Here is a 17904-nt window from a genome sequence, read left to right on the forward strand (position 1 = left end):
ATTTCCATAGGTGGTAAGCATATTACAATGGTTCTTAGTCTGTAGTAGAGGCTTTACCCTAAGTATTTATTTCAAATCTATTAATTGACAAAAAAATAATTAGTGTTATATAATGAATTAAATAAAGACTATGATTAGGAAAAGTAATTAAACTTCCTTCTTTAAGAGAGTAGCTGGTTGGTGTAAAGCTATAGAGGAGTTTAAAGAAAATCACCTAGGAGTTGGAAATTGAAAAGCTGTTGCTTAGTAGGTTTTCCCGTTGGCCTGCGTTAAGGGATAGAGCATGATAGTGCTTGAGAGAAGCATCCAAGAAAATATATAGGGTGTGTATTGCCATAGGTGGTATTGCGAATTTAACTTCGTCCTTTTGGATGGAGTTTTTTTATTTTTATGACAGTTTAGTTATGACTATATAAAAAGCAAATAATTAAAATAAGTTAATTATACAGAGTGAGAAAGGAGCATCTTAAAATGTACAAAAAAGTTGAACTTCCAAAAGGTTTTGTAGGCATGGAAAAAGAAGTGGCTAGCCTTTGGAAAGAAAAGAATGTTATTCAAAAGAACTTTGATATGAATCAAGATGGTGAGTATTTTACTTTCTATGATGGGCCTCCAACTGCAAATGGTAGACCACATGTAGGTCATATTCTAACAAGAGTTATGAAGGATATAATCCCAAGATATAAGGTTATGAAGGGGTATAAGGTAATAAGAAAGGCTGGTTGGGATACTCACGGATTACCAGTTGAACTTGAAATAGAAAAGAAGCTTGGAATTTCAGGTAAGGAACAAATCGAAGAATATGGTGTTGAAAAATTCGTAACTGAATGTAAAGATAGCGTATTTAAGTATGTTTCTATGTGGGAAGAAATGACTGAAAAGATAGGATATTGGGTTGATATGGATGATCCATATGTAACTTATCATAATCCATATATTGAATCAGTATGGTGGGCTTTAAAACAAATGTGGGATAAGGGACTTTTATATGAAGGACACAAGGTAATGCCTTACTGTCCAAGATGTGGAACAGCTCTTTCATCACATGAAGTTGCACAGGGATATAAGGATGTTAAAGACTTAACTTGTATTGCGAAGTTCAAGGTTGAAGGAGAAGAGAATAAGTATATTTTAGCTTGGACAACAACTCCTTGGACATTACCATCAAACTTAGCTTTATGTATAAACAAGGCTTATACATATATTGAAGCAAAAGTTGGGGAAGAAGTATATGTTCTTGCTAAGGACTTAGCTAATAAGGTTCTTGGAGAAGAATATGAAATAGTTAAAGAATTCAAAGGCTCTGAGTTACTTGGAACTAAGTATGAGCAATTAATGCCTTTCGGAAAAGTAGAAGGAAAAGCATTTGAAGTAATTCATGGTGATTACGTAACCCTATCAGATGGTACAGGTATCGTTCATATAGCTCCAGCTTACGGTGAAGATGATAGTATGGTAGCTAAAGCTAATGGAATTACATTTATAAACTTAGTTGATAAAGAAGGTAAGTTTGTAGAAGAAGTTACTCCATGGGCAGGTAAGTTTGTTAAGAAATGTGATGAAAGCATAACTAAATACTTAGAAGAAAATAATAAGTTATTTAAGGCTGAAAAGCACCTTCACTCATATCCACACTGCTGGAGATGTGACACTCCATTACTTTACTATCCAAAGGAAAGTTGGTTCGTTGCAATGACTACTCTAAGAGATAAGCTTTTAGAGAACAACAACAGCATAAACTGGTTACCAGATAACATTAGAACAGGTAGATTTGGTAAGTTCTTAGAAAATGTTATCGATTGGGGTATTTCAAGAGATAGATATTGGGGAACTCCACTTCCAATTTGGGAATGTGAATGTGGCCATAAGGAATGTATTGGAAGTATTGAAGAGTTAAAGAATAAGGGTATTAATGTACCAGAAGGTATAGAATTACACAAACCTTATATAGATGAAGTACATTTAAATTGTGACAAATGTGGTAAGGAAATGATAAGAACTAAAGAAGTTATTGATTGCTGGTTTGATTCAGGATCAATGCCATTTGCACAATTACATTATCCATTCGAAAATAAAGAGCTATTTGAACAAAATTACCCAGCTCAATTTATATCAGAAGCTGTTGACCAAACAAGAGGATGGTTCTATACATTATTAGCAATTTCAACTGCTATATTTGATAAGGCTCCATTTGAAAATTGTATAGTTTTGGGTCATGTACTTGATAAGAAAGGCTTAAAGATGTCAAAATCTAAGGGTAATGTAGTAGATCCATTTGAAGTATTAGATGCACAAGGTGCAGATGCTACAAGATGGCACTTCTATACTGCAAGTGCTCCATGGTTACCAACTAGATTCTCAGTTGATGATGTTGGAGAAGCACAAAGGAAGTTCTTAAGCACTTTATGGAATGTATACTCATTCTACGTACTTTATGCAGATATAGATGGATTCAACCCATTAAATTATTCTGATTTCAAGTTAGATAATGTAATGGATAAATGGATCATGTCTAAGTTAAACACACTAATTAAGGATGTAGATTCTAAGCTTGAAGCTTATGATATAACAAGTGCAGCACTTCAAATAGAAGATTTTACTGATAATTTATCAAATTGGTATGTAAGAAGAAACAGAGCTAGATATTGGTCAGAAGAACTAACTAATGACAAAATTGGGGCATATGTAACTCTATACAGAGTACTTGTAACATTATCAAAGGTTGCAGCACCATTTGTACCATTTATAACTGAGGAAATATACCAAAACTTAGTTGTTAATTTAGACCCTTCAGCAGCTGAAAGTTTACACTTATGTAATTGGCCAGAAGTTGATGAAAAGGCTATAAATAAGGATCTTGAGAAGGAAATGGATTTAGCTTATACAATAGTTAAGCTTGGAAGAAGTGCTAGAAATGGTGCAAATATTAAGAATAGGCAGCCATTATCTAAGATGTTAATATCAATAGCATCACTTCCAGAATACTATGGTGAGATTGTTAAAGACGAATTAAACATAAAAGCAGTAGAATTTGGGGCAGATCTTTCAGAACATGTTAACTTTGAAATTAAGCCTAACCTACCTGTACTTGGAAGAGCTTACGGTAAGATGATTCCAGGAATAAAGAAGGAAATAGCTGCTAGAAATCAAATGGAATTAGCTCAAAAAATTAAGAATGGTGGTACAGAGTTAATTAATGTTGATGGGACTGAAATTGAATTAGATGGAGAAAAGCTTCTTGTAACAATGCAAGGTCTTGAGGGATATGCCTTTGCAGGAGAAGGAGAAATCGGAGTTGTTCTTGATACTCATATATCAGAAGAGTTAAGAGAAGAAGGACACGTAAGAGAAATGATTTCTAAGATTCAAAATATGAGAAAAGAAAGTGGATTTGAAGTTGCTGATAAGATTAAACTATATGTTGCTAATAACAATATGTTAACAAATGTTATCAAGAAATTTGAAGATACAATCAAGAAAGAAACATTAACTGTAGAAGTTGTATATGGAGAAAGTGATGTTGAGTATACTGAAACTACAATTAATGGAGAGAAGCTTGATATGGCTGTTAAGGTTATTAAATAACTAAAATTAAATGTGGGTGCATATGCACCCACATTTAATTTATAAACTTTGTGTATTTTCGCAGCTTTTTGAGAAAAAGTATAAATAAAGCAGATAATTGCTTGTTTTTGGGATAATATATAGGTATAATTAAATAATTAGATTATAAAAATGGGAGTGATAAATTTATGGCAACTTCTATTAAAGACGTAGCTAGAGAGGCTGGCGTATCTATTGCAACCGTTTCAAGAGTGTTAAACGATATCGATGTTGTAAACGAGGACACAAAGAAAAAGGTTTTAGATGCCATCAAAATGTTAGGATATAGACCTAATATTGTAGCTAGAAGTTTAAAGACACAAAGAACAAAGACAATAGGAATATTAATTCCAGATATATCAAGCCAATTTTATCCTGAAATCGTAAGAGGTGCAGAAGACGTTGCTAATATATATGATTATAACGTTATTTTATGTAACTCTGATTTTGATGTAGAAAAGGAAAAAGAATACTTAAGAGTTCTTAGAGAAAAAATGGTAGATGGTGTTATCTACATGAGTAGTTCACTTAATGAAGAAATTTTAGATTTAATAAACGAATTAAATCTTAAGACTATTCTAGTTGAAACTAAGGATAAAGAAGGTACTTTACCAAGTGTTACTATAGATAACATTAGTGCAGCATATGAAGGAACGAAGTATTTAATAGAAAAAGGATTAAAAGAATTAGCATTTATTGGTGTAAAGGAAGATACTATGAATGCTTGGGGGGAAAGATATCTTGGATTTGAAAAAGCTATAGATGAAGCTAAATTATCAGTAGATGGAGATTTAGTTTATTTTGATACTTTAAGAGTTAAATCAGGATGTGAAGGCGCTGCAAAGTTTATTGAAAGCAAAAAGAAGTTTAATGCAATAATTTGTGCATCTGATGAGATTGCTATCGGAGCTATTAATGAACTAAGGGATAATGGAATTAAGGTTCCAGAGGATGTAAGTGTTATTGGATTTAACAATAACTATATTTCTTCAATATTCTATCCTAAAATAACAACTATATCTCAACCAAGTTATGATATGGGATCTGTTGCTATGAGAATGCTAATTAAAATGCTTAATAAAAAGGAATTAGAGCAAGGGCATTACGTGCTTGACTATGAACTAATTAAGAGAGAAAGTACAAAATAGAAGACTTCAATAGAGTAGATAAATAGGAGTAACCTAATTATCTACTCTATTTTTTTGAGTAGAATCACTTATAAGAGGAGTTACTAGATTAATATATAAGATTAGAATGGATATATTTATATAGTTGCACTTGCAACTAAGAGGTGATAAAATAGTTGTTGTTGCAACTATCTGAGTTTGGGGGAAGTTATGGACAAAGAAGTAGAGAATCATGAATATATAGGAAAGTACGTCTCTGAAATATATAGAGATGGAAATAAGTTTTTTTCAAAGGCTTATGCAAAGTATAATATAGGAGCAGGACAGTACCTGTTTTTAAGAGTTTTATATAAGGAAGAGAGACCTACACAAGAGTATTTAAGCAATATTTTAAACATAGATAAGGCAACTACAGCTAGGGCTTTAAAAAAGCTAGAAGATGAAGGTTATATTTATAGAGAGAAATCTGAGGATGATAAAAGGGCGAATGTAATTGAATTAACTCAGAAAGCCTTAAATATAAAAGAAGAGTTTTTTGAAGTACATAGACTTTGGGAAAAAAAGATTACAGAGTATTTAGATGATAGCGAGAAGGCTTTAGCGCTAAAGTTATTAAAAAAAATAGCAACAAATAATATTTTAAGAAAGGAGTAATATATGAATAGACAAAATATATTAGGAGAAGAAAAAATATCGAAACTTTTAATTAAGTTTTCAGTACCAGCAATTATAGGGATGTTAGTTAACACTTTATATAACATAGTTGATAGAATGTATATAGGGAATATACCTGAAATAGGGAGTTTAGCATTAACAGGTGTAGGAATTACTATGCCAATAATGACTATAATAATGGCATTTGGTATGCTTATAGGAATAGGTACAGGTGCTAGAATTTCATTGAAACTTGGAGAACATAAGAAAGAAGAGGCGGAAAAACATATAGGTAATGCTGTTACTCTTATATTGATAGCCAGTGTTCTTATAACAGTTATTGGACTAATATTTATGGATGATATATTAAGAATATTTGGAACTAGTGTAGATACAGAGATTTATGCTAGACAATATATGGAGATTATTTTTATTGGTACTATATTCAATATGATGGGTTTTGGATTAAACCATTCAATTAGAAGTGATGGTAATCCAAAGGTGGCTATGTTATCAATGTTAATTGGTGCAGGAACAAATATAATATTAGACCCAATATTTATATTTGGATTAGGAATGGGAGTAAGAGGTGGAGCTATAGCTACTGTTATATCCCAAATAGTTTCAGCAGTATGGATCGTATACTATTTCACAAAAGGAAAGAGTATTATAAAAATAAGAAAGAAAAACTTAGTATTAGAAAAAGCAATTATTTTAAGTATATTTTCTATAGGAATGAGTCCATTTAGTATGCAAGTTGCTCAAAGTATAGTTCAAGTATTAGCTAATAATTCACTAAAGGCATATGGTGGAGATTTAGCAATAGGAGCGATGACTATAATAAATAGTATTGCAATGATATTTATGATGCCTATATTCGGATTAAATCAAGGATCTCAGCCTATAATTGGATATAATTATGGAGCTAAAAAGTACCATAGAGTAAAAGAAGCAGTTAAATATTCAGCCGTTGCTGCTACAATAATGGTAGTGCTAGGTTGGGGAGTTACACAATTTGCACCGGAATTACTTATTAAGATATTTAATGATGATCCAGCTCTTATTGGAATTGCAAGTCATGGAATGAGGATATACTTATTTATGTTACCAGTTGTAGGATTCCAAGTAATCAGTTCGAATTATTTTCAATCTGTAGGTAAGGCAAAAATTTCAATGTTTTTGAGTCTTTTAAGGCAAGTATTACTTTTAATTCCATGTTTAATTATATTACCAATGATAGGTGGCTTAGGGTTAACAGGAATATGGTTAGCAGGACCTGTATCTGATGGATTAGCTTCATTAATCACAGGTATTATATTCTATAAATCTGTTAAAACATTAAAAGAAGGAAATACTGAACTTTTAAGTGAAAGAGAAATTGTATAAAAAGTTAATAGCCTAAATATGGGTATAAAAAAATCACTGTCTATACAGTGATTTTTTTATGTATTTTATAGGATACCTTCAACCTTTAATATATCTTCTAACTTTTTAACCTTCTCATTTAATGATTCAAACTTCTCTTTAATTAGATCCTTTGATAGGTCATTTTCAGTAATAACCTTTTCTAAGTCCTCTACTGTCTTCAATGCATCTTCAATATCTTGTTGAGCGATTTTTAAGTTGGCCTCTTTCATGTGTCATTCTCCTTCAAATAAAATAAAGATTTATATATTAATCCTATCACTACTAAATACTATGTGCAAGGCATATATTTAAAGGAATAATTATGTTGAGGAGGATAGGATGATTAATTATATTTGGTTTATTTTAATATTTTTTGGAATATTAGTAGCTATTTTTACAGGTCATGGATCGGATATATCCAAGACTATAGTAGATTCATCAGGAAGTACAGTAGAATTTGTTGTAGGTTTAGTAGGGATAATGTGTTTTTGGTGTGGAGTTATGAAGGTAGCAGAGAAAAGTGGATTAACTGAGAAGCTAGCGAAAATAATGAGGCCACTATTAAAATTTCTATTTAAAGAAGCAGGAAAAGATGAGAAGGCTCTTGGAGCAATAGTAATGAATTTAACTGCAAATATGATGGGATTATCTAACGCAGCAACTCCATTTGGAATAAAGGCTATGGAAGAAATGGACAGGCTAAACCAAAAAAAGGGCAGAGCTAGTAATGATATGGCTCTTTTTTTAGTTATGAATGCAGCCTGTATTCAGCTAGTACCATCTACTATCATATCTATAAGAGCAGCTGCGGGATCGAGTAATCCAGGAGTGATAATACTTCCGGCAATTATATCAACAGCAACAGCAGCTATTGTTGGAATAGTATGTTGTAAAATACTACAAAGGTATTTTTAGGAGGTATTTAATATGGGAGAATATATAACAAAAAGTATTATTGGAATTATAGTAGTTATTATTATTGGCTATGGAATGATAAAAGGTGGAAAAGTTTATGAATGGTTTATAGAAGGTGCTAAGGATGGACTCAATGTTTGTGTTAGGATATTTCCATATTTACTAGCAATGATTGTGGCTGTGAATATATTTAAGGCTGCCAATCTATTAGACATTTTAAATAATCTGTTATCACCAATTGCTGGAGCTGTAGGATTACCGAAGGAAATAATTCCATTAGTATTAATAAAACCTCTGTCGGGTAGCGGAGCCCAAGGAATATTTGCTAATATTCTTCAAGCATATGGACCTGATACAACAATAGGATTAATGGCATCTGTAATTATGGGAACTACAGAGACAATATTTTATACTGTAACTGTATATTTTGGTGCAGTTAAAGTGAAAAAAGTAAGGCATACTGTATGGGCAGCAATTTTAGCTGATCTTGCAGCTATAATTATGGCTATATTTATGGTTAACTCACTTTTTTAAGATAAATTTAAGTGAATATAAGGCATAATTTGGTATAATGTTTTTAAGGGGGATGAGAATTATGATAAGTATTCAGAACATAACCAAAAGTTATAATGGTAAGTATAAAGCTGTAGACAACTTAAATTTAGAAATGAATGATGGAGAGATATTTGGACTTTTAGGACCTAATGGAGCAGGTAAAACGACTACTATAAAGATGATTACTGGTGTGATATCTCCGACAATAGGGAGCATAGAAGTTAATGGTGTAAGTATAATTAAAGATCCAGTTAAGGCTAAAGAACAGTTTGGCTATGTTCCAGATAGTCCAGATATGTTTTTAAGGTTAAAGGGAATAGAATATTTAAATTTCATGGCAGATGTTTATGGTGTTCAAACACCAGACAGGATTGAAAGAATAAAAGATTTATCAGAGAGATTTGAGATGGGGTCAGCGCTAGGTGATAAGATACAAACATATTCTCATGGAATGAGACAAAAGATTGTTTTGATGGGGGTAATGATTCATAGGCCAAAGGTATGGATATTAGATGAACCTATGACTGGATTAGATCCAAAATCCGCCTTTGTTTTAAAAGAGATGATGAGGGAACATGCTGATGCAGGGAATACTGTACTTTTTTCTACCCATGTATTAGAAGTAGCAGAAAAAATATGTGATAAGGTAGCAATAATTAATAAAGGGCAATTAATATTTAATGGAACCTTAAGCAATATGAGAGATGAATTTAAAGCAAATGAATCATTAGAAGAAATGTTCTTGGAGATGACTGAAAATGAAAAGGCTTAAGGTTATCACCAAATATTTCACAAGAAACGCCCTTGAAGAGATGTTTGCAAGTGGTAAGATGAAACCAGGTGTAATAATATTACTAATGATGCTAGTTATAGGATTTATATCACTTCCTTTTGGGGCACTTGTAGGATTGGGATACAATGCTTTCCATTCAATGGGACAAGAAGGGTATCTTCTAGCATTAATTTTATTTGTTGGAGCAACTGTTACATTTTTATTCGGAATATTTACAATAATGAATGTATTTTATTATTCAAATGATATAGAACAGATGCTCCCATTACCTTTTAAAAGTAGTGAAATAGTATTTGGGAAATTTATTTCAGTTTTAATCAATATGTATATATATTCTGCAATAATTGTATTACCACTTGTTGTATATGGGGTTGTATCAAAAGCAAATATAATATATTACTTATATGCTTTTATTGCTTTAGTTATAACGCCTATATTACCTATGATATTAGCATCACTAATATGCATGGTTCTTATGAGGTTCACTGGCTTATCTAAACATAAGGATGCTTTTAAGATGGCAACTGGATGTTTGGCCCTTGTATTAGTTGTTGTATTTAATGTATATACCCAATCTGGTAATTCGGGAAATCCAGAAGCAATTATGGAAACTATAGCAAAGGGTAATAATAGCTTAATGAATATGTTGACTAGTATATTTATTACTAATAAGTTTTCAGCTTATGGACTACTATACAACAAAGAGATTAAAGGACTTTTATTTATACTACTATCATTAGGTGTAAGTATAGCTATCTTTACAGCATACTACTTTATTGGGGGTAAGCTATACCTTAAAGGAGTAATAGGGATTTCAGAAGGATATGGCAAGAGAGAAAATGTTTTAGGAGGAGAAAAAGCAGGGAAGTTAACAAAAACTAGCTCTCCTTTAAAGGCATTGGTAATAAAGGATATCAGGGTTGTTTTAAGAACACCTCAATTTTTTATAAATTGTATAGCAATGTTATTTTATATTCCAGCAATAATGTGTGTGGGTATTTTTAGAGGTGATCAATTAAGTAAATTTGCAGAATTCTTAAGCGGTACTACAGAATGGTATGGAATGGCCATAGTAATATCATTTGTTATAGCAACTTTAAGTATTGCAGGTGGCGGAGCAGGTCTTACTGCTCTTTCAAGGGAAGGTAGAGATTTTATGATTTCAAAATACATTCCTATTGATTTTAAAACACAGATGCATTCAAAGATTATATCTTCCTTATGTATAAATGAATTTGCAGCAATAATGGTAGTAGTGGGATTACTATTGGTAAAGGCAAGTCCAATACTATTAATTTTGGGAACAGTATCTGCAATAGGAGCAATAGTATTAATCACATTAATTTGTATAGTTATAGATTTCAATTCTCCTAAGCTAGAATGGGAAGATGAAAAGGCTATGTATAAAGGTAACTTTATGCCACTTTTAATTACAATTATTATAATGATATTGGGGCTAATCATTGCTGGAATATCATTTATTGTGAAAAGCTATATTATAGTATTCATTATTATTATGTTAATAGTAGCAGGTGGTAGCTTTATTATGTATAAGAAGTTAGTTGAGCTAGCAGACAGGGTATATAATGAAAATTAAAAATAAGGGAGAAGAAGAGGCAAGGGTTAATTTGCTTTTTCTTCTCCTTACTTTTTATAGCTAAGAATTAGAGTAAATAAGGTTTAGAGAAAATCCTTCTAAATATATTAAATTAGTAGATAATAAATAGGAGCTAATATTTTAATTAATTTAGAATATAGGCCAAGAAGATACTTAAAGAATAAGATTTAAGGATGATTTTAGAAAGGTAATATGTAGTAACCTTTGAGAAAATAAGGGTATTAATGGTACAATAAAAAATAATATAGGTATGTGAAAGGAATGAATTTATGAATAATAAAGTATTTAAAAGAAATAGAGAAAATTTAATGGAGAGTATTGAAGATAATTCAATTGTTATATTATTTGCAGGAAATGCACCTAAAAAGAGTGCAGATGAAAGGTATCAGTTTACACCAAATAGAAATTTCTATTATTTCACTGGAGTAAGTGAAGAGAATCATATTGTTGTCCTTACTAAGATAAATAATAAAGTAGATGAAATATTATTTATTAAGGAAATAGATGAAATTGAGGAGAAGTGGAATGGGAAGACTTTAAGAAAAGATAAAGCAATTGAGGTATCAGGTATAAGTACTGTTAACTACCTAAATGAATTCGAAGGATTTTTAAATAAAAAGTTTAGTGGAGCGGTTGAAATTAATCTTTATTTAGATATGGAAAGAGATAGCTTTGATAGCTTAAAAGGGAAAGTAGGAAATTTTGCAGTTAAAGTAAAGAGTAGATATCCATTTGTAGCTATAAAAAATGTATATCCAAAGGTTGTTCCTTTAAGATTGGTTAAGTGTAAAGAAGAAGTAGAGGAGATTCAGAAAGCTATTGATATAACAATTAAAGGTGTAAATAGCCTTATGAGAAATGCTAAGGCAGGAATGAAGGAATATGAGTTGGAGGCATATTTTGAATTTACTTGTAAGAGTAATGGGGTTAAGGATTATGCTTTTAAAACTATAGCAGCATCAGGGAAAAATGCAACAATACTACATTATGTTGATAATAACTCTGAAATAAAGAATGGAGATTTAATTCTATTTGACTTAGGTGCTCAATATAATTATTATAACGGAGATATTTCAAGAACAATCCCTGTTAGCGGAAAGTTTACTGAAAGACAAAAAGAAGTTTACAATGCTGTATTAAGAGTAAATGAGAGAGTAATAAATGAGATTAAGCCAGGTGTGAAGTTCTTAGATATAAACAAAAAATCAAGAACGTGGCTCGCAGAGGAGTGTATGAAACTTGGTTTAATAAAAAAAGAAGAGGAAGTATCTAATTATTATTGGCATAGTATAGGGCATAGTCTTGGACTAGATACTCACGACATAGATTCTCCAACTAGAGATACTGTGTTTAAAGAAGGTATGGTATGGACAGTTGAGCCGGGAATTTATATAGAAGAAGAGGGAATAGGTATAAGAATAGAAGATGATGTTTTAGTTACTGCTAATGGGGTAGAAATCCTAACAAAAGATATGATAAAGAGGGTTGAAGAAATAGAAAACTATATGGCGAAGTAATAGTATAAACAAAGGTATTATGGGTAAATTAAGATTATATAGTAATTTTGAGTAAGATTAGGAGATGGTTTCATGGTCAATGATGCTAAAAATTTATTTTTGGCTGGAGTTGGAGCAGCAGCTTTAACATATGAGAAGGCTAGTAGCGTTATATCTCAACTGGTACAGCGAGGTAAGCTAACAGTAGAAGAGGGAAGAGAGTTGTCTGAGGAACTTAAGAGAGATGTAAAGACTACAGCTAATGAAACTAAAGATGCGGTAGTGGAGAAGATGGGAAGTATAAAGCCACTTACAAAAGAAGAATTGAAAAATGTTTTAGATGAAATGAATTATGTAACCAAAGCAGAGTTTGTGCAACTTAAGAGAGCAATAGAGAAATTAGAGGAAAAGATTACTTAATAATATGTTAAACCCCTTGCTTAATAATGTGATTTAAGTAAGGGATTTTCTTTAGGGAGTTGAATTTATGAGGAAGAGATCTAGGGAAAGATTTCAAGAGATAGTTAGGGTTTTTGTTTCCTACGGATTTGGATATATAGTAGATAGTAAATTAAAGAATCATAAAAAATCTCCAGCAAACTTAAGAAAAGCTTTCGAAGAATTAGGTCCTACCTTTGTTAAGATAGGACAAATATTGAGTACAAGATCAGATATATTACCAGAGGCGTACATAGATGAACTGATAAAGTTACAGGACTCAGCCTATATGGAGAGTTTTGAAGATGTAAAAATGGTATTTGAAAGTTCTTTAAACAAAAGACTACGGGAGTGCTTTTTGTTTTTTGATGAAGAGCCAATGGCGTCTGCGTCTATAGCACAGGTTCATAATGGGATATTAAAAGATGGCAGAGGAGTTATAGTTAAAATTCAAAGACCTGATGTGCAAGAAACTATGAAAATGGATATATCTATTTTAAAAAGAATAGTTAAATTCACCAAGGCAAAGATAAATATAGAAGTTGTGGATCCAATAGAGGTTTTAAATGAATTAGAAGCAAGTACAGAAAGAGAATTGGACTTTATAGCAGAGGGAGAAAGTATATTAATATTTAAGAATAATAATAAAAATATAGCCTCTGTATATGCTCCGGATATAATTGAGGAACTTTGGAGTTCAAAGGTGTTAACTCTTGAAAATATTCAAGGGTTTAAAATAAATGACTTAAAGATGATAAGAAATGAGGGTTATGACAACAAGGATATAGCGAGAAAATTAGCTCTTTGTTACTGTAAACAAATTTTTGATGATGGATTTTTTCATGGGGATCCTCATCCAGGAAATATATTAATATCTAATAATCGTATATGCTTTATAGATTTTGGTATTACAGGAATATTAGATGAAGGCTTAAGAAGTTGGCTAAATATTGCGCTGTTATCTGTGGCAACAGGTGATAAGAAGAAGTTAGTAGATTTCATATTAGCAGTGGGAATTAAGCGGGGAAAAATAGATAAAGGAACAATTTATGAAGATGTATCATATTTGTTTGATACATACTTAGCTACAAGTTTGAAAAATATAAAGATGGAGATATTGCTTAGGGAAATATTTACATTGGCTAGAAAAAATAGAATTCAGTTTCCTAGAGAATTAGTGGTTCTAGTAAGAGGATTAGTAATATTGGAAGGTGTAGTGGCTGAAGTAGATCCTGATTTGGATATAATTTCTGTTGTAACTTCTTTTGCAAAATCCAAAGGGAAATTTGATTTATTAAAAGAATTGAATCAAGAGCAGTTAGTGTTATCAGCATATGCGTTTGCAAGAGATACAATTAGAATACCTAGCAAGACATTGGAGGTTCTTAATACTATTTCCGATGGTAGAACAAGAATTAATTTAAATATAACCAATTTAGATGAAACTATATCTCAGATAAGTAATATGGTTAATAGAATAGTTGCAACATTATTAATATCTTCTTTAATATTAGGATCTTCACTAATTATAAGTAATAAGGTAGGTCCCGATTATAAGGGATTATCAATGTTAGGCATTGTGGGGTATATCATATCTGCTGTCTTTGCAATAATACTATTAGTATCTATAGTTAAAGCTGGTCACTTCAAAGCTAAAGGGAAAAAATAGTATTTATGAATAAATGTTAAAAAAGTTCTTGAATTATTAATGAATGAAATGTATAATTAACCTAAATTATAAGAAGTGAATAAGACAAGAGGTAGAGGCGCGGTACTTAAGAGTATTATTGCAGACTTAAGCAGGATGAAGCAATAAGAAAGGAAATATCGCCGAAGTGAAGGATTAAAGCTTAAATATCCTAACGCTGGGCTTATATAGAATATGTATAAGACTGTCACAAAGTCATTTTGTGGTGAGCTATCATTCAGGATTTTTTTATTGTGTATATAAAGCCTTGAGTGTTAACTCAAGGCTCTTTTTTATTTTAGACATATTCAAAAAATAATGTCTTATAAAATGATGGACCTCTAATTCTTTTCACAAAAAAATATAGGGGGAATAATAAAATGAAGAACAGAAGATTAATGATTTTTATCTCAACTTTAATGTTACTAGTATTATCATCTACTGCCGTTTTAGCTGCAGAAGTTGAGCCAGCAGTAACTAACTCAGTAAAATTTGGATGGTGGACATTAATACCGCCACTAGTTGCAATTATATTAGCTTTTATAACTAAAAATGTTGTTATTTCATTGTTTGTTGGAACATTGTCAGGATGTTTTATGTTACAACTTACAGGATTTAATATTATAGGAGCAACAGTTCAAGCATTTTTAGATTTTGTTCAAAGAGCACTTACTTCACTTGCGGATCCATGGAATGCAGGTATAATACTTCAAGTTTTAGTTATTGGTGGTGTAATAAACCTTGTTTCTAAAATGGGTGGAGCAAGAGCGGTAGCTGAAGCTCTTGCAAAGAGAGCAAAAACACCAAGAAGTGCACAAGTTGTTACGTGGCTTTTAGGAATATTAGTATTCTTTGATGACTATGCTAATGCACTTATAGTAGGACCTATAATGAAGCCAGTAGCAGATAAAATGAAAGTATCAAGAGAAAGATTAGCATTTATAATAGATGCAACAGCAGCGCCAATTGCAGGACTTGCAATTATATCAACATGGATAGGTCTTGAGGTTGGATTAATAAAGGATGGATTTGAAGGGATTGGTCAAAATGTAGATGGTTTTGGTGTATTTCTACAAACTATACCATATAGATTTTATAATATATTAATACTTGCTTTTGTAGTAATTACTGCTGTTTTATTAAGAGAATTTGGACCAATGAGAAAGGCTGAAATTAGAGCAAGAAAAGGGGAACAAGTATTAAAGGATATTGAAGTAGACAAAGAGACAGCAGAAGAGTTTGAAGCAAAGACAGGGGTAAAGTTAAGTATATGGAATGCTATAATCCCTATAGGTACATTAATAGTATCAGCTTTAGCTAGTTTCTATTATAGTGGATATCAATCAGTAATGGCTGGTGAAGATACAGTACTTCAAGCGGTATTTACAGATGCACCATTTTCTTTTAATGCAATACAACAAGCTTTCAGTAACGCAGATGCATCAATAGCATTATTCCAATCAGCATTATTTGCTAGTATAGTGGCTATAGCTCTTGCAGTATGTAAGAAGATATTCACGGTGTCTGAAGCTATTGAAATTTGGATTGATGGTATGAAGGGATTAATTATAACTGGTGTTATTTTAATACTAGCCTGGTCGTTAAGTTCTGTTATAAAGGAATTAGGAACAGCTCAATTCTTAGTAACATTATTGTCAGACTCTCTACCTAAATTCTTATTACCAAGCGTTATATTTATATTGGGATCTATTATATCATTCGCCACAGGAACAGCTTATGGAACTATGGGTATATTAATGCCACTTGCAATTCCATTAGCTAATGCAATATCACCAGATATGACTTACATTGTTATGAGCACAAGTGCGGTATTGACTGGTGCTATATTTGGGGATCACTGTTCACCGATATCAGATACAACAATTATGTCATCAATGGGATCAGGATGTGACCATATAGAACACGTTAAGACACAAATGTGGTATGCAATATTTGTAGCTGTGCTTACAGTTCTATTTGGATATATTCCAGTAGGATTAGGGCTGCCAGTGTATATTGTTCTACCTTTATCAATAATAGGTCTTGGCATAATAACATATTTCCTGGGAAAACCTGTTGAAGTAGGAAATTAAGTATATTTAAAAGAAAAGCGCTATGCAATTATTTAAGCATAGCGCTTTAGTTTATATAATAAATAATTAGTTACCCAAGGGTTCCACCATGAAAATCTAACTTGAATACTACACTTCCTTTGTAAGAAATAACTTCTTCACCTTTAAAGGAATCAACTTCGCCTGTCCAACTACATTGATATTCAAAGTCTGAGGCTCTATAACTTTTAGGCCCTCTATATGGTGAATCAACGTTTACTTTTGATAGAGCATCTGTTAAAAAAGCTGTGAAGCCACTAGGGACTTCATTAGTTAATAGCTTACCTACATAATTCATACCCCAAAAGGATTTTTCATCTTTCCAGATGATTTCTTGTCCTATGAATTTTTGTTTGCCAATGTGGCTATCTAGATAATAATAATCATATTTTTTAAAGGTATAATCTTTAGAATCAGGCCTTGAAGATTCTACCCTCTTAACTTTACCAGCATATGAATTTTGTTTAGCTTCTACTATGAATTGTTTTAATAAAGAAAAATCTCTCATAAATATCCCCCTTCAAAAGTTGTGATAATTAAATTATATATTACAAAACTTTTCCAATCAAGAAAATTCAGAATATTTAGTGAAGATAATTATAAACTAAGAAAACTAGTGTCTAAACACTAGTTTTCTTATCATCATCATTGATTTCATTATCCATAGTAGTTAATTCTTCAATAACTTCTTCTTTTATATTATTTTCTTCAGGTGGGTTAATGTATTTATTAATAAGTATAGCTATAATAATTCCTATAGAAGTATCAATACTTCGTCCGATTGCATAGGAATAAGATGTAGGACCATCATAATTTATCATAATACCAATAAATACAATACAACAAATTGTAACAGCACCAGGCTTATTAATTAAGTTGCAACAATATATAGCTAGTACGATTCCAATGGCAGTTAGAAGTGGGTTTGCAGCATGTAAAATTGGTATTAAGCCTATTAAGTAGATAGCAATTACTCCAAGCAATCCACCAAGCAAAGTCCCTATTAATCTGTTTTTACCCATGGTGAATGTGCTCTCCACAGTATCTTTCATACAGATAACAGCAGCAATACATGCGTAGAATGGATTCTTGCCACCACTTAATTGAAAGAGTATCATACAAATGAAAACCGCTAGAGCGGTCTTTATATTTCTTAATCCAATTTTAGGCAACTCAATTTTATTCATTTCACATCACCTCCATTTGACAATATTATATCATAGACTATATTAGGTAGTATAATACCGTTGCTTATGAAAATTTAAAAAATTTGACATATAATTTGTTTTGATTTATCATAAAATAGATAAAGGCTAAGAAGAGAAGAGTAATGAAGTGGGCAGTCTAAAGAGAGTTAACAATTGGTGAAAGTTAACGTCAAGAAGCTTTATGAAGATGGTCTTGGAGCATGACCTTTGAGCTAGTTTTTAGTTAGATGGTTACGGTAGCAACCGTTATATTGCATGGTGATGATAGTCACCTAATGAGTTTCTTATCGTG

General features: G+C 31.6%; 15 protein-coding genes, 1 riboswitch and 2 other annotated features (1 of these 18 cut by a window edge). Of the genes, 12 read left to right on the top strand and 3 right to left on the bottom strand.

Features of this window, described 5'->3' with window-relative positions:
• Positions 1–121: 121 nt before the first annotated feature.
• Positions 122–370: a binding site (T-box leader), on the top strand.
• Positions 371–471: 101 nt separating this feature from the next.
• From ileS to ACSYT2_RS16380, 4 genes are all read left to right on the top strand, one after another.
• Entirely contained in the window at positions 472–3585 is a 3114-nt protein-coding gene (gene ileS / locus ACSYT2_RS16365; RefSeq protein ID WP_438385205.1) for an isoleucine--tRNA ligase, read from the top strand.
• Between the two features lie 167 nt (positions 3586–3752).
• On the top strand, positions 3753–4751 hold the full coding sequence (locus tag ACSYT2_RS16370; protein WP_430857901.1) for a LacI family DNA-binding transcriptional regulator: 999 nt from the start codon (positions 3753–3755) through the stop codon (positions 4749–4751).
• Between the two features lie 189 nt (positions 4752–4940).
• Entirely contained in the window at positions 4941–5384 is a 444-nt protein-coding gene (locus ACSYT2_RS16375; protein ID WP_430857900.1) for a MarR family winged helix-turn-helix transcriptional regulator, read from the top strand.
• Positions 5385–5387: 3 nt separating this feature from the next.
• Positions 5388–6770, top strand: coding sequence for an MATE family efflux transporter (locus tag ACSYT2_RS16380; RefSeq protein WP_430857899.1), 1383 nt, complete (start codon positions 5388–5390; stop codon positions 6768–6770).
• 65 nt (positions 6771–6835) lie between these two features.
• On the opposite strand, the gene ACSYT2_RS16385 is transcribed toward ACSYT2_RS16380, so the two are convergent.
• Positions 6836–7021, bottom strand: a complete 186-nt coding sequence (locus ACSYT2_RS16385; protein ID WP_430857898.1) for a hypothetical protein — start codon at positions 7019–7021, stop codon at positions 6836–6838.
• Between the two features lie 109 nt (positions 7022–7130).
• On the opposite strand from ACSYT2_RS16385, the gene ACSYT2_RS16390 reads away from it, so the two are divergent.
• The 8 genes from ACSYT2_RS16390 to ACSYT2_RS16425 all read left to right on the top strand — a co-directional run bounded on the left by ACSYT2_RS16390 (position 7131) and on the right by ACSYT2_RS16425 (position 16386).
• A complete protein-coding gene (locus ACSYT2_RS16390) occupies positions 7131–7706 on the top strand; it encodes a nucleoside recognition domain-containing protein (RefSeq protein WP_438385206.1) in 576 nt (191 codons plus the stop codon).
• 12 nt (positions 7707–7718) lie between these two features.
• Positions 7719–8240 (top strand): spore maturation protein, encoded by a 522-nt coding sequence (locus ACSYT2_RS16395; protein WP_438385207.1) that lies wholly within the window; start codon positions 7719–7721, stop codon positions 8238–8240.
• A gap of 61 nt (positions 8241–8301) precedes the next feature.
• Positions 8302–9033 (top strand): ABC transporter ATP-binding protein, encoded by a 732-nt coding sequence (locus ACSYT2_RS16400; RefSeq protein ID WP_430857895.1) that lies wholly within the window; start codon positions 8302–8304, stop codon positions 9031–9033.
• Positions 9020–10651 (top strand): putative ABC transporter permease subunit, encoded by a 1632-nt coding sequence (locus ACSYT2_RS16405; RefSeq protein ID WP_438385208.1) that lies wholly within the window; start codon positions 9020–9022, stop codon positions 10649–10651. The genes ACSYT2_RS16400 and ACSYT2_RS16405 overlap by 14 nt, the downstream gene beginning before the upstream one ends.
• Positions 10652–10941: 290 nt before the next feature.
• Positions 10942–12189: an aminopeptidase P family protein gene (locus ACSYT2_RS16410; protein ID WP_438385209.1), complete on the top strand. Its 1248-nt coding sequence runs from the start codon at positions 10942–10944 to the stop codon at positions 12187–12189.
• 72 nt (positions 12190–12261) lie between these two features.
• Positions 12262–12588: a phasin family protein gene (locus ACSYT2_RS16415; protein ID WP_438385210.1), complete on the top strand. Its 327-nt coding sequence runs from the start codon at positions 12262–12264 to the stop codon at positions 12586–12588.
• A gap of 67 nt (positions 12589–12655) precedes the next feature.
• Positions 12656–14275: an ABC1 kinase family protein gene (locus ACSYT2_RS16420; protein ID WP_438385211.1), complete on the top strand. Its 1620-nt coding sequence runs from the start codon at positions 12656–12658 to the stop codon at positions 14273–14275.
• An 84-nt stretch (positions 14276–14359) separates the two neighbouring features.
• A riboswitch (Lysine riboswitch) is annotated at positions 14360–14535 on the top strand.
• A 138-nt stretch (positions 14536–14673) separates the two neighbouring features.
• A complete protein-coding gene (locus tag ACSYT2_RS16425) occupies positions 14674–16386 on the top strand; it encodes a Na+/H+ antiporter NhaC family protein (RefSeq protein WP_430857890.1) in 1713 nt (570 codons plus the stop codon).
• Positions 16387–16456: 70 nt separating this feature from the next.
• Here ACSYT2_RS16425 and ACSYT2_RS16430 read toward each other — a convergent pair whose 3' ends face one another.
• Both ACSYT2_RS16430 and ACSYT2_RS16435 read right to left on the bottom strand, forming a co-directional pair.
• The gene (locus ACSYT2_RS16430) at positions 16457–16912 is read right to left on the bottom strand and encodes a DUF5680 domain-containing protein (protein WP_430857889.1); all 456 of its coding nucleotides are present in this window, start codon (positions 16910–16912) and stop codon (positions 16457–16459) included.
• Between the two features lie 112 nt (positions 16913–17024).
• On the bottom strand, positions 17025–17591 hold the full coding sequence (locus tag ACSYT2_RS16435; RefSeq protein ID WP_438385212.1) for an FUSC family protein: 567 nt from the start codon (positions 17589–17591) through the stop codon (positions 17025–17027).
• A gap of 119 nt (positions 17592–17710) precedes the next feature.
• Positions 17711–17904, top strand: a binding site (T-box leader) (it continues 55 nt past the right edge of the window).

This window comes from Clostridium zhoujianii (assembly GCF_051590805.1).
Classification (GTDB): domain Bacteria; phylum Bacillota; class Clostridia; order Clostridiales; family Clostridiaceae; genus Clostridium.

What these genes read in the sequence shown, in the direction of transcription:
- ileS (WP_438385205.1), top strand. Translation starts at nt 472, where the DNA reads ATGTACAAAAAAGTTGAACTTCCAAAAGGTTTTGTAGGCATGGAAAAA.
- ACSYT2_RS16370 (WP_430857901.1), top strand. Translation starts at nt 3,753, where the DNA reads ATGGCAACTTCTATTAAAGACGTAGCTAGAGAGGCTGGCGTATCTATT.
- ACSYT2_RS16375 (WP_430857900.1), top strand. Translation starts at nt 4,941, where the DNA reads ATGGACAAAGAAGTAGAGAATCATGAATATATAGGAAAGTACGTCTCT.
- ACSYT2_RS16380 (WP_430857899.1), top strand. Translation starts at nt 5,388, where the DNA reads ATGAATAGACAAAATATATTAGGAGAAGAAAAAATATCGAAACTTTTA.
- ACSYT2_RS16385 (WP_430857898.1), bottom strand. Translation starts at nt 7,021, where the DNA reads ATGAAAGAGGCCAACTTAAAAATCGCTCAACAAGATATTGAAGATGCA.
- ACSYT2_RS16390 (WP_438385206.1), top strand. Translation starts at nt 7,131, where the DNA reads ATGATTAATTATATTTGGTTTATTTTAATATTTTTTGGAATATTAGTA.
- ACSYT2_RS16395 (WP_438385207.1), top strand. Translation starts at nt 7,719, where the DNA reads ATGGGAGAATATATAACAAAAAGTATTATTGGAATTATAGTAGTTATT.
- ACSYT2_RS16400 (WP_430857895.1), top strand. Translation starts at nt 8,302, where the DNA reads ATGATAAGTATTCAGAACATAACCAAAAGTTATAATGGTAAGTATAAA.
- ACSYT2_RS16405 (WP_438385208.1), top strand. Translation starts at nt 9,020, where the DNA reads ATGAAAAGGCTTAAGGTTATCACCAAATATTTCACAAGAAACGCCCTT.
- ACSYT2_RS16410 (WP_438385209.1), top strand. Translation starts at nt 10,942, where the DNA reads ATGAATAATAAAGTATTTAAAAGAAATAGAGAAAATTTAATGGAGAGT.
- ACSYT2_RS16415 (WP_438385210.1), top strand. Translation starts at nt 12,262, where the DNA reads ATGGTCAATGATGCTAAAAATTTATTTTTGGCTGGAGTTGGAGCAGCA.
- ACSYT2_RS16420 (WP_438385211.1), top strand. Translation starts at nt 12,656, where the DNA reads ATGAGGAAGAGATCTAGGGAAAGATTTCAAGAGATAGTTAGGGTTTTT.
- ACSYT2_RS16425 (WP_430857890.1), top strand. Translation starts at nt 14,674, where the DNA reads ATGAAGAACAGAAGATTAATGATTTTTATCTCAACTTTAATGTTACTA.
- ACSYT2_RS16430 (WP_430857889.1), bottom strand. Translation starts at nt 16,912, where the DNA reads ATGAGAGATTTTTCTTTATTAAAACAATTCATAGTAGAAGCTAAACAA.
- ACSYT2_RS16435 (WP_438385212.1), bottom strand. Translation starts at nt 17,591, where the DNA reads ATGAATAAAATTGAGTTGCCTAAAATTGGATTAAGAAATATAAAGACC.